At 62.2% G+C, this 12,882-nt stretch carries 12 protein-coding genes; 3 read left to right on the top strand and 9 right to left on the bottom strand.

Annotation, left to right across the window (positions count from 1 at the left end):
• Positions 1-122: 122 nt before the first annotated feature.
• The 7 genes from EAG14_RS19145 to cyoA form a co-directional block, all read right to left on the bottom strand.
• A complete protein-coding gene (locus EAG14_RS19145) occupies positions 123-656 on the bottom strand; it encodes a response regulator transcription factor (RefSeq protein WP_099742926.1) in 534 nt (177 codons plus the stop codon).
• The gene (locus EAG14_RS19140; protein ID WP_121729822.1) at positions 646-1,998 is read right to left on the bottom strand and encodes an ATP-binding protein; all 1,353 of its coding nucleotides are present in this window, start codon (positions 1,996-1,998) and stop codon (positions 646-648) included. The genes EAG14_RS19145 and EAG14_RS19140 overlap by 11 nt, the downstream gene beginning before the upstream one ends.
• Positions 1,982-2,764 carry an SURF1 family protein gene (locus tag EAG14_RS19135; RefSeq protein WP_121729821.1) on the bottom strand — a complete coding sequence of 261 codons (783 nt, stop codon included), beginning with the start codon at positions 2,762-2,764 and terminating at the stop codon, positions 1,982-1,984. Before EAG14_RS19135 ends, EAG14_RS19140 begins: the two co-directional genes overlap by 17 nt.
• 66 nt (positions 2,765-2,830) lie before the next feature.
• Entirely contained in the window at positions 2,831-3,274 is a 444-nt protein-coding gene (gene cyoD, locus EAG14_RS19130) for a cytochrome o ubiquinol oxidase subunit IV (RefSeq protein ID WP_099657739.1), read from the bottom strand.
• Positions 3,275-3,907: a cytochrome o ubiquinol oxidase subunit III gene (cyoC, locus tag EAG14_RS19125; protein ID WP_099657740.1), complete on the bottom strand. Its 633-nt coding sequence runs from the start codon at positions 3,905-3,907 to the stop codon at positions 3,275-3,277.
• The gene (gene cyoB / locus EAG14_RS19120; RefSeq protein ID WP_099742929.1) at positions 3,900-5,903 is read right to left on the bottom strand and encodes a cytochrome o ubiquinol oxidase subunit I; all 2,004 of its coding nucleotides are present in this window, start codon (positions 5,901-5,903) and stop codon (positions 3,900-3,902) included. The genes cyoC and cyoB overlap by 8 nt, the downstream gene beginning before the upstream one ends.
• Before the next feature lie 8 nt (positions 5,904-5,911).
• Entirely contained in the window at positions 5,912-6,979 is a 1,068-nt protein-coding gene (cyoA, locus tag EAG14_RS19115; RefSeq protein ID WP_099742930.1) for a ubiquinol oxidase subunit II, read from the bottom strand.
• A gap of 277 nt (positions 6,980-7,256) precedes the next feature.
• On the opposite strand from cyoA, the gene EAG14_RS19110 reads away from it, so the two are divergent.
• Positions 7,257-8,594, top strand: coding sequence for an MFS transporter (locus EAG14_RS19110; protein WP_099742931.1), 1,338 nt, complete (start codon positions 7,257-7,259; stop codon positions 8,592-8,594).
• 101 nt (positions 8,595-8,695) lie between these two features.
• Here the strand turns inward: EAG14_RS19110 and ybeY are convergent, their stop codons facing one another.
• Positions 8,696-9,154, bottom strand: a complete 459-nt coding sequence (gene ybeY / locus EAG14_RS19105) for an rRNA maturation RNase YbeY (protein ID WP_121729820.1) — start codon at positions 9,152-9,154, stop codon at positions 8,696-8,698.
• A 60-nt stretch (positions 9,155-9,214) separates the two neighbouring features.
• A complete protein-coding gene (locus tag EAG14_RS19100) occupies positions 9,215-10,165 on the bottom strand; it encodes a PhoH family protein (protein WP_121729819.1) in 951 nt (316 codons plus the stop codon).
• A gap of 86 nt (positions 10,166-10,251) precedes the next feature.
• On the opposite strand from EAG14_RS19100, the gene ruvA reads away from it, so the two are divergent.
• A complete protein-coding gene (gene ruvA / locus EAG14_RS19095; protein WP_121729818.1) occupies positions 10,252-10,824 on the top strand; it encodes a Holliday junction branch migration protein RuvA in 573 nt (190 codons plus the stop codon).
• Between the two features lie 128 nt (positions 10,825-10,952).
• A complete protein-coding gene (locus tag EAG14_RS19090) occupies positions 10,953-12,866 on the top strand; it encodes a trypsin-like peptidase domain-containing protein (protein WP_121729817.1) in 1,914 nt (637 codons plus the stop codon).
• Positions 12,867-12,882: the final 16 nt, after the last annotated feature.

The raw sequence follows: 12,882 nt of genomic DNA, 5'->3' as shown, positions 1-12,882 counted from the left end.
GGGCTTCTGCTGCTGGCCCTGCGCTGGGCGAAGTTAAGGTGCTTTGCTTAAAAGTCGCAAATAGCTCTGGGTGGCCCTGGATGACCCAGGCGCGGCGAGCTCAAGGCCAGGTGGGATGCGCTTTACACGCGCTGCTTGCCCAGTTTGCGGCTGAGGGTGCGCCGGTGCATGCCCAGGCGGCGCGCGGCTTCGGAGATGTTGAAGTCGCTCTCGGCCAGCACTTCGTGGATGCGCTCCCACTCCAGCGTTTTGATGGAGCTGGAGCGGTTGGTGAGTTCGACCTCGGGGTTGCCCTCTTGCAGGGCAAAGGCGGCCTCGATGTCGTCGGTGTTGGAGGGCTTGGCCAGGTAGTGGCCCGCGCCGAGCTTGATCGCCTCGACCGCCGTGGCAATGCTGGCGAAGCCGGTGAGCACGACGATGCGCATCTTGGCGCTGTGCTCGTGCAGCTTGCGCACACAGGCCAGGCCCGTGGCTTCGCCTTTGAGTTTGAGGTCCACCACGGCGTACTGGGGCACATGCTCGGTCAGCAGCTCTTCCATCCGCGCCATGCCATCGGCGTGCAGCACCCGGTAGCCGCGCCGCTCAAACGAGCGTGCCAGGGTGCGTGCGAAGGCGTCGTCGTCTTCCACGATCAGCAGCAAGCGTTCAGTGTCCATGGTCCTCGGGGGCGGTGGCTTGCAGGGTGATGGCGGGCAGCGATAGCGTGATGGTGACCTCGGCGCCGCCGCCTGGCCGGTTGTGTGCCACCACACTGCCGCCCAGCGTGCGCGCCACGTTCATCGACAGGAACAGGCCCAAGCCGCCACCGGGGCGCCCTTTGGTGGACTGGTAGGGCGTTCCGAGGTGCGTGAGCACGTCGGTGGTGAAGCCCGGACCCCGGTCGGTGACCACGATTCGCAACGCATCGGCATCGCGCTGTGCCTGCAAGCTCACCCAGTGCGGCGATGCGTCTCGCGCATTGTCCAGCACATTGAAGACCATTTGCTCGAGCGTGACATCGGCCACCATGGGGCTGTCGTCTTCGATGAGGTTGTCGTACACGAACTCTTGCACCGACCGGGTGGTGCGCCAGTCCTGCACCAGGGTGTCCAGAAACTGGCGCACGGTGGTCTGGCTGGAGAGCTCGCCCCGTGTCTCGCCCGCTGAAAGCAGGATGCCGCTGACGATGGTTTTACAGCGTTTGACCTGGGCTTCCATCTCCGCAATGTCTTCTTGCAGCGTAGCGTCGGAGGCCAGTGCGGGGACGCGTTTCCAGTCGCCCAGGATCACGGCCAGGGTGGCCAGGGGCGTGCCCAATTCGTGCGCGGCGCCAGAGGCGAGCAGCCCCATGCGCACGATGTGTTCTTCTTCCGCCGCACGCTGGCGCACGGCGGCCAGCCGCGCATCGCGTCGGCGCAGGTTGTGGCTGATGCGGGTGATGAAGATCACGACCAGGATGGCGTTGAGCATGAAGCACACCAGCAGGCCCAGTACATAGGGGCTGGCCCAGCCGTCGTGCACATTGGTGGCCAGCGGCAGGGGTTGGCTGTGCTGTGAAAGCAGCATGACGCAGGCCGATGCCACGACCACGATGGACCAGATGTAGCCCCCGCGCAGCAGCATGGCCCCCACGGCAATCTGCAGCAGGTACAGGAAGACAAACGGGTTGCCGATGCCGCCGCTCAGGTACAGCTGGGCGGTGAGCGCGCCCACGTCCACCAGCAGGGCAATGAACAGCTCCACGTCGTGCACGCTGCGCCGGGTGCGCCAGCGCAGCAGGCTGAGCACGTTGAACACCACCATGCCCGCCACGATGGACAGCATGGCCTGCAAGGGCAGGGGCATGCCCAGGCTGTAGTAGGTGGCCTCGATGGTGAGCAACTGGCCCACCACCGCAATCCAGCGCAGTTGGATGAGCTGGTGCAGGTTTCTCAGCCCTGCGGAGGCGTTGGCCGAACGGGCCTTGCTCTGGGGCTGCGCGTGTGGCGGTGTGTGGGGGGCGTTAGTGCTGCTGGTCATGGGCGGGGTTGGGTGCGTGGGCCGCGCGCAGCCGACGCTCGTAGCGTGCCACAACCACGGCCGCCCCCACCACCATGAGTGCCAATCCAAACCAGGTCAGCGCATACACCAGGTGGCTGTTGGGGAAGCGCACCACCGTGAGGCCGGGGCGTGGCCAGGGGCCTGCCATGTCGGCGGGCAGGTCGGCCGCTGTAGATCCCAGGCGTGAAGGCAGACCGGCATCGACAAAGAAGGGGGCCGCCTGACCAAGCTGCTGCGCTTGGGCAATGGCAGCCACATCGCGCGAGTGCCAGCGTTGCTGGGCAGGGTCGTTGCTGCGCAAGAAGCCGCCGCCGGGCTCGCTCAGGCGCAGCAGCCCCACCACCGTGGCAGGGGGCTCGTCGGTGGTTGCAGCAGGGGATGCCTGCGGGGCTTGCCACTGCGCGCGCTGGTCTTGCGGCACAAACCCGCGGTTGACCAGCACTTGCACCCCGTCGGCCATCTGCAAAGGGGTCAGCACCCAGTAACCCGCTCCCAGGGCGGTGGTGGCCTGGGTCAGCACCGTTTTGTGGGCCAGCCACTGGCCTTGCAGGCGCACGGCCTGGTATTCGTGGCTGGCGGCGTTCAGCTGCGGCCACTGGTCGGGGGACGGCAGGGCGCCGGGCGGGGCCTGGATGCGCGCGCTCACGCGTTCGATGAGGTTGAGCTTCCAGGCGCGGCGCTGCACCTGCCACACCCCCAGGGAAATGAAGCCCACAAAAAGGGCGATGCCCACCAAAGTGAGCATCGCCAGGGTCGCATGGGAATGCGGGCGCTTGCGGCCCGCTGCGGGTGTGTGCACGGCTGGTGCCGGTCAGGGCGCTGTGCTGTGCGCGCCACCGTGCTCGGCGGCGGGCTGCTGCTGGCCTGCGGCAGGCACTTGTGGGTGCTCGGGCATCATGTTCGCATTCATGTGGAACATGACCCACAGGGTGCCGGTGATGGCAATGGCCACGAACACCACCGTGAAGATGGTGGACAGCAGCGTCCAGCCGCCTTCGACCTTGCCGTTCATGTGCAGGAAGCACACCATGTGCACCAGAATCTGCACCACGGCAAAGCCGCCCAGTACCAGCACGGCGGTGTTGCGGTCGGCAATCACCTTGGACATGACCAGCCAGAAGGGAATGGCGGTGAGGATGATGGACAGCACAAACCCGACCATGTAACCGGAGAAGGTGCTGTGGGGGCCCGCGTCATGGTGGTGATCGTCGTGCCCGTGCGCATCGTGCGCGTGCGTTGCGTGTTGTGCGCTCATTTACAGCACCCCCATCAGGTACACAAAGGTGAATACGCCGATCCAGACCACGTCCAAGAAGTGCCAGAACATGGACAGGCACATCAGGCGGCGGTTGTTCTCGGGGATCAGGCCGTGCTTGTTGATCTGCAGCATCAGCACCACCAGCCAGACCAGGCCGAAGGTGACGTGCAAGCCGTGGGTGCCTACCAGCGTGAAGAAGGCCGACAGGAAGGCGCTGCGCTGAGGGCCAGCGCCCTGGTGGATCAGATGCTGGAACTCGTACAGCTCCAGCCCCAGGAAGCACAGGCCAAACAGGCCCGTGATGCCCAGCCACAGCAGCGTGCCTTTGACGTCGCCCAACTGCTTGCGCAGCATGGCAAAGCCGAAGGTGATGGACGACAGCAGCAGGAAGGCCGTGTTGATGGCCACCAAAGGCAGGTCAAACAGCTGGGCGCCGGTGGGGCCTGCCGCATAGCTGCGGCCCAGCACGCCGTAGGTGGCAAACAGGGCGGCAAAGATGAGGCAGTCGCTCATCAGGTACAGCCAGAAGCCCAGGGCTGTGCCGTTTTCAGGATGGGGCTCGTGCGCGAGGTGGTACTCGCGCGGGGCCAGGGCGCCCGCGGCGCCCGCTTGGATGCGGATATCAGACATGGCGTGCGAGTTGGAGTGTGCGGGCTTCTTCGGTGGCCACCACTTCGGAGGCCGGGATGTAGAAGTCACGCTTGTAGTTGAACGTGTGGATGATCGAAGCCAGCACCACGGCTGCGAACGACACCGCAGCCAGCAGCCACATGTGCCAGATCAGCGCAAAGCCGAACACCAGCGAGAGGCCCGAGATGACCACGCCAGCCCCTGTATTGGCAGGCATGTGGATGGACTGGAAGCCGCTGAGCGGGCGTTGGTAGCCGTGCTTCTTCATGTCCCACCAGGCGTCGATCTCATGCACCACGGGGGTGAAGGCAAAGTTGTAGTTGGGTGGAGGAGACGATGTGGCCCACTCCAGCGTGCGGCCACCCCAGGGGTCGCCCGTCCAGTCGCGCAGTTGCTCGCGCTTGAGGTAGCTCACCACCAGCTGGATCAGGAAACAGCCAATGCCTGCCGCGATCATGGCGGCGCCCAGCGCAGCGATCACGAACCAGATTTGCAGCGACTGGTCTTCAAAGTGGTTGGCGCGGCGGGTGACGCCCATCAGGCCCAGCACATACAGCGGCGTGAACGCCACCCAGAAGCCCACCAGCCACAGCCAGAAGGAGTACACGCCCCAGGTGCGGTCCAGCTTGTAGCCAAACGCCTTGGGGAACCAGTAGTTGATGCCTGCAAACATGGCAAACACCACGCCGCCAATGATCACGTTGTGGAAGTGGGCGATCAGGAACAGGCTGTTGTGCAGCACGAAGTCGGCCGGGGGCACGGCCAGCAGCACGCCGGTCATACCACCGATGGCGAACGTCACCATGAAGGCCACGGTCCACATCATGGGTAGCTCAAAGCGGATGCGGCCCTTGTACATGGTGAACAGCCAGTTGAAGATCTTCGCGCCCGTGGGGATCGAGATGATCATCGTGGTGATGCCGAAGAAGGTGTTCACACTCGCGCCCGAGCCCATGGTGAAGAAGTGGTGCAGCCACACCAGGTACGACAAGATGGTGATACACACCGTGGCGTACACCATGGAGGTGTAGCCAAACAGGCGCTTCTTGCTGAAGGTGGCGACCACTTCGGAGAACACACCGAAGGCGGGCAGCACCAGGATGTACACCTCAGGGTGGCCCCAGATCCAGATCAGGTTCACGTAGAGCATGGGGTTGCCACCCAGCTCGTTGGTGAAGAAGTTGGTGCCGACATAGCGGTCCAGCGACATGAGGACCAGTGCGGCCGTCAGCACCGGGAAGGAGGCCACGATCAGCGCGTTGGTGCACAGGGCGGTCCAGGTGAAGACGGGCATCTTCATCAGGCTCATGCCGGGGGCGCGCATCTTGACGATGGTGACGATCAGGTTGATACCCGAGAGCGTGGTACCCACCCCGGCAATCTGCAGTGCCCAGATGTAGTAGTCCAGCCCCGTGCTGGCGCTTTGCGAGCCCAGGTTGGACAGTGCCAGCCAGCCGGAGGTGGAGAACTCACCCAGGAACAGCGACACCATCACCAGCACGGCGCCAGCGGTGGTCATCCAGAAGCTGAAGTTGTTGAGGAACGGGAAGGACACGTCGCGCGCACCAATCTGCAGCGGCACGAGGTAGTTCATCAGGCCCGTGACCAGCGGCATCGCCACGAAGAAGATCATGATCACGCCGTGGGCGGTGAAGATCTGGTCGTAGTGGTGTGGCGGCAGGTAGCCCATGTTGTCGCCAAAGGCCATGGCCTGTTGCAGGCGCATCATCACGGCGTCGGCAAAGCCGCGCAGCAGCATCACCAGGCCCAGGATCATGTACATGATCCCGATCTTTTTGTGGTCAATGCTGCAGATCCAGTCGCGCCACAGCGGGCCCCACAGGCGGAACTTGGTGATGCCTGCCAGGACGACCAGGCCGCCCAGCACAACGGCAATGAAGGTGGCCAGCACGATAGGCTCGTGCGCCATGGGCACAACGTCCCAGCTCAGGCGGCCCAGCGCCCAGTGGGCGGGAGTTACGGTTTCGGAGGTCATAGCGAGGCTCATTGGCGGATGCTGGCGCCGGAGGTTTGTGCCGGTGCGTTGCGGGTTTCAAGCGCTGCCACCACTTGGGCTGCGTTTTGTGCGTTGCACACGTCCTGGGGCAGGTTCAGGCCTGCTGCGCGCACATAGGCGTCGCCGCCCTGGGCGTCGATGGCCATCATGTGGTGCATGCACATCTTTCCGTCTTCCACGCAGCGGTTGAGCACCTTGTCGTACAGGCCGTCTTCCACCGACGCAAAGCGCTGCACGGGGTCGCGTTCGCTGGGCTTGACGAGGTTCAGGTAGGAGCCCTTGTCCAGGGGCTTGCCCTCGGTCTTGGCTTTTTGCACCCACTGGGCAAAGTCATCGTTGCTCAGGCCGTGGAACTTGAAGGTCATGCCCGAGAAGCCTGCGCCGCTGTAGTGCGACGACATGCCGTTGAACACGCCAGGCTTGTTGATGACGGCGTTCAGCTCGGTCTGCATGCCGGGCATGGCGTAGATCATGCCGGCCAGGTCAGGCACGTAGAACGCGTTCATGGTCGATGTCGCGGTCAGCTTGAACAGGATGGGGCGGTCCACCGGGGCGGCCAGCTCGTTCACGGTGGCAATGCCTTGCTCGGGGTAGAAAAACAGCCATTTCCAGTCCATTGCCACCACTTGCACTTCCAGGGGCTTGACGTTGGCGTCCAGGGGGCGCTGGGCGTCGATGCGGTCCAGGGGACGGTACGGATCAAGCTTGTGGGTGCCGATCCAGGTCAGGGCGCCCAGGGCAATGATGATGAGCAGCGGCACCGTCCAGATCACCAGCTCCAGCGTGGTGGAGTGGTGCCATTCGGGGTCGTAGTCGGCCTCGGTGTTGGCGGTGTTCGACTGGCGGTACTTCCAGGCGAAGAACAGGGTCAGGGCGATCACCGGCACGATGATGATGAGCATCAACAACGTGGCAGTAATGACCATCTGGCCCTGTTGGGCGGCAATATCGCCGGCCGGGTTGAGTACGACGGCCTTGCTGCAACCGGCCAGGCCGGTGGTCAGGGCGATCGCGGCAAGCCAGGCGGGCCTGCGAGATTCTTTGTTTTTGAGCATGCTAGGGGCGCGACAAAGGGGCGCTTAGGTGTAAACACGAATGGCTGAGGTGTCGAAATGTAGTCTCGCTACCGATTTTGTCGATTGGACATTTTGTCCAACATCAAATGCCAGCCAGTGTTTTTTGGCTCTTTGGTCTGGGTTTGATCTGTCGCAGGCGGGTTTGGCGGGCTGGCAATCAGGGTTTTCCTACGCGCTGGGCTAGCGAAAGCTCACTTGTGAGGGCCCTCCTAGGGGTGTAGAACGGAGTTGTGTCAGTTTCTTGAGGAGCGTCAATATGTACAGCCCAGGTTCTGCAGCCCTGCCCGTCCCAGGCTTTGATAGTTCGGTGTCTTTGGCCAACGCCCACACCGATGAGGATGTGACCCCCGGTGAGATCGCTGTGGGGGTGATCATTGGGCGGTCTTCCGAATACTTTGACTTCTTTGTGTTCGGCATTGCCAGCGTGCTGGTCTTCCCGTCGTTGCTGTTTCCGTTCTTGTCACGGCTGGATGGGACTTTGATGGCGTTTGCCATATTTGCCCTGGCTTTTGTGGCCCGCCCGGTGGGTACCGCCCTCTCCATGGCGGTGCAGCGGCGCTGGGGGCGGGGCACCAAGCTGACGCTGTCGCTGTTTTTGCTGGGGGCCTGCACGGCGGGCATGGCGTTTTTGCCCAGCTACGCGTCGGTGGGCTCCAAGGCGATTGCGGCCCTGATCATTTTGCGCATTGGCCAGGGGCTGGCGCTGGGGGGCACCTGGGACGGTTTGCCCTCCCTGTTGGCGATGAGCGCCCCCAAGGAGCGGCGCGGCTGGTTTGCCATGATCGGGCAACTGGGTGCGCCTGTGGGTTTTGTGCTGGCGGCCAGCCTGTTTGCCTATTTGTATAGCAGCCTGAGCGTGGCTGAGTTCCTGGACTGGGGCTGGCGCTATCCCTTCTTCGTGGCCTTTGCCATCAACGTGGTGGCCTTGTTTGCCCGTTTGCGCCTGGTGGTGGGGCAGTCGTATGCCGAATTGCTGCAGCAGCGCGAGTTGCAGCCGGTGAGCGTGGCCCAGGTCATGCGCGATGAGGGGGGCAATGTGCTGCTGGGGGCCTTTGCCGCCTTGGCCAGCTTTGCGCTGTTCCATATCGCCACCGTGTTCCCGCTGTCGTGGATTGCGATGTATTCAGAGCAGTCCATCACCGAGGTGCTTTCGGTGCAGATCGTGGGTGCCTTCCTGGCGGCGGCGGCCATCATGCTGTCGGGCTGGCTGGCCGACCGGGTGGGGCGGCGCAATCTGCTGGGCTCCATGGCGGTGTTGATTGGGCTGTTCAGCTTCACGGCGCCGTGGTTGCTGGGGGCCGGGTCGACGGGCAACAACGTGTTCTTGCTGGTGGGCTTTGTGCTGCTGGGCTTGTCGTACGGGCAGGCGTCGGGCACCGTCACGGCCAATTTCTCGGCCCAGTACCGCTACACCGGCGCAGCGCTGTCGGCCGACTTGGCATGGCTGCTGGGGGCGGGGTTTGCCCCGCTGGTGGCCTTGGGGCTGTCGGCCAAGTTTGGGCTGGGGGCCGTGTCGCTGTACCTGCTGTCGGGCGTGGTGTGCACCCTGGTGGCTTTGCGTATCAACCGGCTGATTGAGCGCAAAGAGGCTTGAAGGTGGGGGCTGGGCGGGGGCTGCCGCACTTATGCGGAGCCCCTGAACTCTGAACCCCTTGGCCCCACGAGGGGCTCTGCGCCGGGGTTGGGTGTTGGTCTTTATTTAGCGTAAGGGTCGGCAAACCCCAGCTCTTGCAGGATGGCCGTTTCATAGGCCTCCATTTCATCGGCGTCCTCGGCGCTGGTCTCGTGGTCCCAGCCCTGGGCGTGCAGGGCGCCGTGCACCAGCAGGTGCGCGTAATGCTCTTCCAGGCTTTTGTTTTGCTCTTGGGCCTCGCGCTCCACCACGGGTGCGCACAGCACCAGGTCGGCGGTGACGATGGGCTCCATCGTGTAGTCAAACGTGAGCACGTTGGTGGCGTAGTCTTTTTTGCGGTACTCGCGGTTGAGCTGTTGGCCTTCTTCCGCGCCCACGATGCGCACCGTGATTTCCGCATCGGTAGACAAGGCGTGCCGAATCCAGCGTGTGACCTTGTGGCGGGGCAGGGTGGCGCGGTGTTCTGCCAGGTTGTCAAACTTGCCAAACTGCAAGGACAGGGAGAGTTGGTTGAGTGTCATTTTGGCCTCTAGCGCTTAATATATAAGCGCAAGCAGCTATAAAAATAATAGTAATTCGGTTCAACCACGTGCCGCTTGGGCACGGCGTGGCGCGTCGTAGGCATCCACAATGCGCGCCACCAGGGGGTGGCGCACCACGTCGGCACTGGTAAAGCGTGTGATGGCAATGCCCTTGACCCGCTTGAGCACCCGCTCAGCGTCGACCAGCCCGCTCATGGCCCCCTTGGGCAGGTCGATCTGGCTCACATCGCCCGTGACCACGGCACGTGCGCCAAAGCCGATGCGGGTGAGGAACATCTTCATCTGCTCCGGGGTGGTGTTTTGCGCCTCGTCCAGGATCACAAAAGCGTTGTTCAGTGTGCGTCCGCGCATGAAGGCCAGCGGGGCGATTTCAATGGCGTTGCGCTCAAACGCCTTTTGCACCTTGTCGTGGCCCATCAGCTCGTACAGGGCGTCGTACAGCGGGCGCAGGTAGGGGTCGACCTTTTGGGCGAGGTCGCCGGGCAAAAAGCCCAGGCGCTCACCCGCCTCGACCGCAGGGCGGGTCAGCACAATGCGCTGCACGGCGCTGCGTTCCAGGGCATCTACCGCGCAGGCCACGGCCAAGTAGGTTTTGCCTGTGCCCGCAGGGCCAATGCCAAAGGTGATGTCGTGCGAAGCAATGTTCTGCAGATACAGGCTTTGGGTGGGGGTGCGGCCACGCAGGTCCGCGCGGCGGGTGTTGAGCACGATGGCGCCCTCAGGCGCTTCAATCAGCCCAGAATCGCCCGCCAGCATGATTTGCAGCGTGTCTTCAGGGATAGGCCGCTCGGCCATCTCGTACAGCGCCTGCAACAACTCCATGGCCTGGGTGGCTTTGGCCTTGGGGCCGTCCACCTTGAACTGTTCGTGCCGATGGGCGATGCTTACCTCCAGGGCCACTTCGATGGTGCGCAGGTGCGCGTCCGCCGGGCCGCACAGGTGGGTGAGCCGCGTGTTGTTGTGTGGGGTGAAGGTGTGGCGCAGGATCACGCTGATAATTCCAGTCGGCAAAAGCCAATGACGACAAAAAAGAGCGCGCCGCCTGCCTACGCATGCTGCGGCGCCAAAGGACACCAATGATAGGCAAATTGACCGGCACCCTGCTGGAGAAGAATCCCCCCGAGGTGCTGCTGGACTGCCACGGTGTGGGCTACGAGGTGAATGTGCCTATGAGCACCTTCTACAACCTGCCCGCAGTGGGCGAGCAGGTCAGCCTGCTCACGCAATTCATTGTGCGTGAGGATGCGCAGTTGCTGTACGGCTTTGGCACGGTGCAAGAGCGCCAGGCGTTTCGGGAGCTGATCAAGATTTCAGGCGTAGGCCCGCGCACGGCACTGTCCATCCTTTCTGGCATGGGCGTGGCCGACCTGGCACAGGCCATCACGCTGCAAGAGGCCGGTCGCCTGGTCAAGGTGCCCGGCATTGGCAAGAAGACAGCCGAGCGCTTGTTGCTGGAGCTCAAGGGCAAGATGGGCGCAGACATTGGCGCCCCCGCCCACGCCGCCAGCGATGCCCAGGCGGACATCCTGCAGGCGCTGTTGGCCCTGGGCTACAACGACAAGGAAGCGGCAGCCGCCCTCAAAGCGCTGCCGCCAGACGTGGGTGTAAGCGACGGTATCAAGCTGGCGCTCAAGGCCCTTGCCCGCTGATAATCCCCCGACGCGCCGCCGGGAGGTCGCTGCGTGGGCGCACGAAGTGAGCTAGAAGGCTGCTTGGTGCCCGCCAGCGAGTGGTGTCGCTAGAAATCATTGGTCTTTGCTGAACAAAGGAACCCAAAATGACAGGAATTTCCATCAGGCGTTGGGCTGGTGCCCTGACGGCCGTTGCCGCCATGTTGGCGGGGTGTGGCGGGGGCAGCGGTGATGTTGCCAAGACTACACAGCCGACTTCGTTTGTCACGGCAGTGGACGGGCGCACGCAGCCTAACGATGCTGACCAGGGTGTACCCAGTGTGAAATCACGCTCTGCTGCCGCTTCGGTGCCCACGCCCGCGAAGATAAGCCTGGGGTTGTTGGCCGCAGAGAAAACGCAGTCGTTATCCGCTGTCGCGGGGAGGCTACAAATCGGTGTGGCTCGCGATGTCGCTGGAACGAAAAGCTCGGCTCAAATGCAGCAACAGTTGCAGTGGAAAACCAGTGCCAGTGGCAGTCAAGTGGCAGCGATCAGCTTTTCTTCTGAAGGCGCCTATGGTTTGAGATTGGGTGTCTTGATTGAGAAGATTGCGGGGAGTGCTCAAGTCCGTATCTACCGGCAGGCTGACGTAGGCACTGTGTTCCAAGTCTCGGGTCAGGAACTGCTTCAGCATATTGCTCGGAACGTTGCCGCAGGGGACGCCACCGTGGACGGTAAGACTTGGTGGAGTCCAGACATGGGTGGTGACGAAGCCACTCTGGAAATCGAACTGCCTGCGGGCACGCCAGTCAGTACGGTTGCGATTTCTGTTCCACGCGTATCTCATGTTTTTGAAGACCTGTCGATTCGCACTGAAGAAGTATCGGAAAAGATCAATGAGTCTTCGGCTTGCAATTTGGATGCAACGTGCTACGACGCGTATGCAAACCAACGCAACGCCGTAGCGCGCATGTCCTTTGTTTCCGGTGGCTTGGGTTATTTGTGCACTGGCACGCTGCTCAATGATTCGCAATCCTCAGGTATTCCTTACTTCTTGACGGCAAATCACTGTATCTCGACGCAAAGTGAAGCCAGTAGCCTTCAGACAGACTGGTTTTATCGCTCTCCGACATGCAATAGCCGTACGCTCTCATCGAGCACGGCACGCCGTGTCAGTGGCGCGCAACTGCTGTATGCCAGCAGTGCGAATGACATGACGCTGCTGCGCCTTAACGATACCCCGCCTGCTGGCGCTTTCTTTGCTGGATGGGATGCCACCGGGCAAACTTCTGGCCAGTCGATCGTGGGGTTGCATCACCCTGCGGGTGACATGCTTAAGGCCAGCTTTGGAACCTTGACGGGCCAGGCAACTTGCAGCGTGCAATCTAACGGGATCTCCTGCAGCAGCGGTTCTGGAAACTATTACCAAGTCAATTGGAGTCAAGGTACGACCCAAGGCGGGAGCAGCGGATCAGCCCTTTTCAAGAACAATGGCACACAGGTAATTGGAACCCTTTATGCCGGTAGCGCCAGCTGTACAACCACCAGCTCTCCTGATTTTTATGGGCGCTTCGATATCGGGTTTAGTGCCGCGCTGAAGAATTGGTTGTCGCCAACAACGACAAGTGGTGCTCGTACTGCCGTTTACCGTTTCTTCAATGCAAAAACGGGCGCTCACTTTTACACGGCCAATGCAGCTGAGCGAGACTTCGTTATCCGCACCTACCCTGAGTTTTCATACGAAAACGTGGCCTTCTATGCCTATCCAGATTCCAGTACCGGCAAGGACCCAGTTTTCCGTTTCTTCAACTCGACGTCTGGCGCCCACTTCTATTCGGGTACTACTGCAGAGCGAGATTACGTGATTGCAAACTTCCCGCAATTCAAATACGAGACGATCAGCTGGTATGCGCAAAGTGCTGCGGGTAACGGAGCCTCGCCGATGTACCGCTTCTACAACTCGAAATCAGGCGCGCACTTTTACACCATCAATGCGGCAGAGCGGGATTTCGTGATCCAGACATACAAGGACTTCCAGTACGAAGGCGCCATGTACTACGCTTGGACCGCCGCCCAGTAAGCGTTCCTTTTCGCTC

Origin of the sequence: Acidovorax sp. 1608163 (assembly GCF_003669015.1) — a bacterium.
In the GTDB taxonomy this organism is placed as follows: Bacteria; Pseudomonadota; Gammaproteobacteria; order Burkholderiales; family Burkholderiaceae_C; genus Acidovorax.
This window is presented reverse-complemented; position numbering and strand designations above follow the sequence as displayed.

Excerpts from the sequence above, each read along its gene's own strand:
- EAG14_RS19145 (WP_099742926.1), bottom strand. The coding sequence starts at position 656 with ATGGACACTGAACGCTTGCTGCTGATCGTGGAAGACGACGACGCCTTC.
- EAG14_RS19140 (WP_121729822.1), bottom strand. The coding sequence starts at position 1,998 with ATGACCAGCAGCACTAACGCCCCCCACACACCGCCACACGCGCAGCCC.
- EAG14_RS19135 (WP_121729821.1), bottom strand. The coding sequence starts at position 2,764 with ATGCTCACTTTGGTGGGCATCGCCCTTTTTGTGGGCTTCATTTCCCTG.
- cyoD (WP_099657739.1), bottom strand. The coding sequence starts at position 3,274 with ATGAGCGCACAACACGCAACGCACGCGCACGATGCGCACGGGCACGAC.
- cyoC (WP_099657740.1), bottom strand. The coding sequence starts at position 3,907 with ATGTCTGATATCCGCATCCAAGCGGGCGCCGCGGGCGCCCTGGCCCCG.
- cyoB (WP_099742929.1), bottom strand. The coding sequence starts at position 5,903 with ATGACCTCCGAAACCGTAACTCCCGCCCACTGGGCGCTGGGCCGCCTG.
- cyoA (WP_099742930.1), bottom strand. The coding sequence starts at position 6,979 with ATGCTCAAAAACAAAGAATCTCGCAGGCCCGCCTGGCTTGCCGCGATC.
- EAG14_RS19110 (WP_099742931.1), top strand. The coding sequence starts at position 7,257 with ATGTACAGCCCAGGTTCTGCAGCCCTGCCCGTCCCAGGCTTTGATAGT.
- ybeY (WP_121729820.1), bottom strand. The coding sequence starts at position 9,154 with ATGACACTCAACCAACTCTCCCTGTCCTTGCAGTTTGGCAAGTTTGAC.
- ruvA (WP_121729818.1), top strand. The coding sequence starts at position 10,252 with ATGATAGGCAAATTGACCGGCACCCTGCTGGAGAAGAATCCCCCCGAG.
- EAG14_RS19090 (WP_121729817.1), top strand. The coding sequence starts at position 10,953 with ATGACAGGAATTTCCATCAGGCGTTGGGCTGGTGCCCTGACGGCCGTT.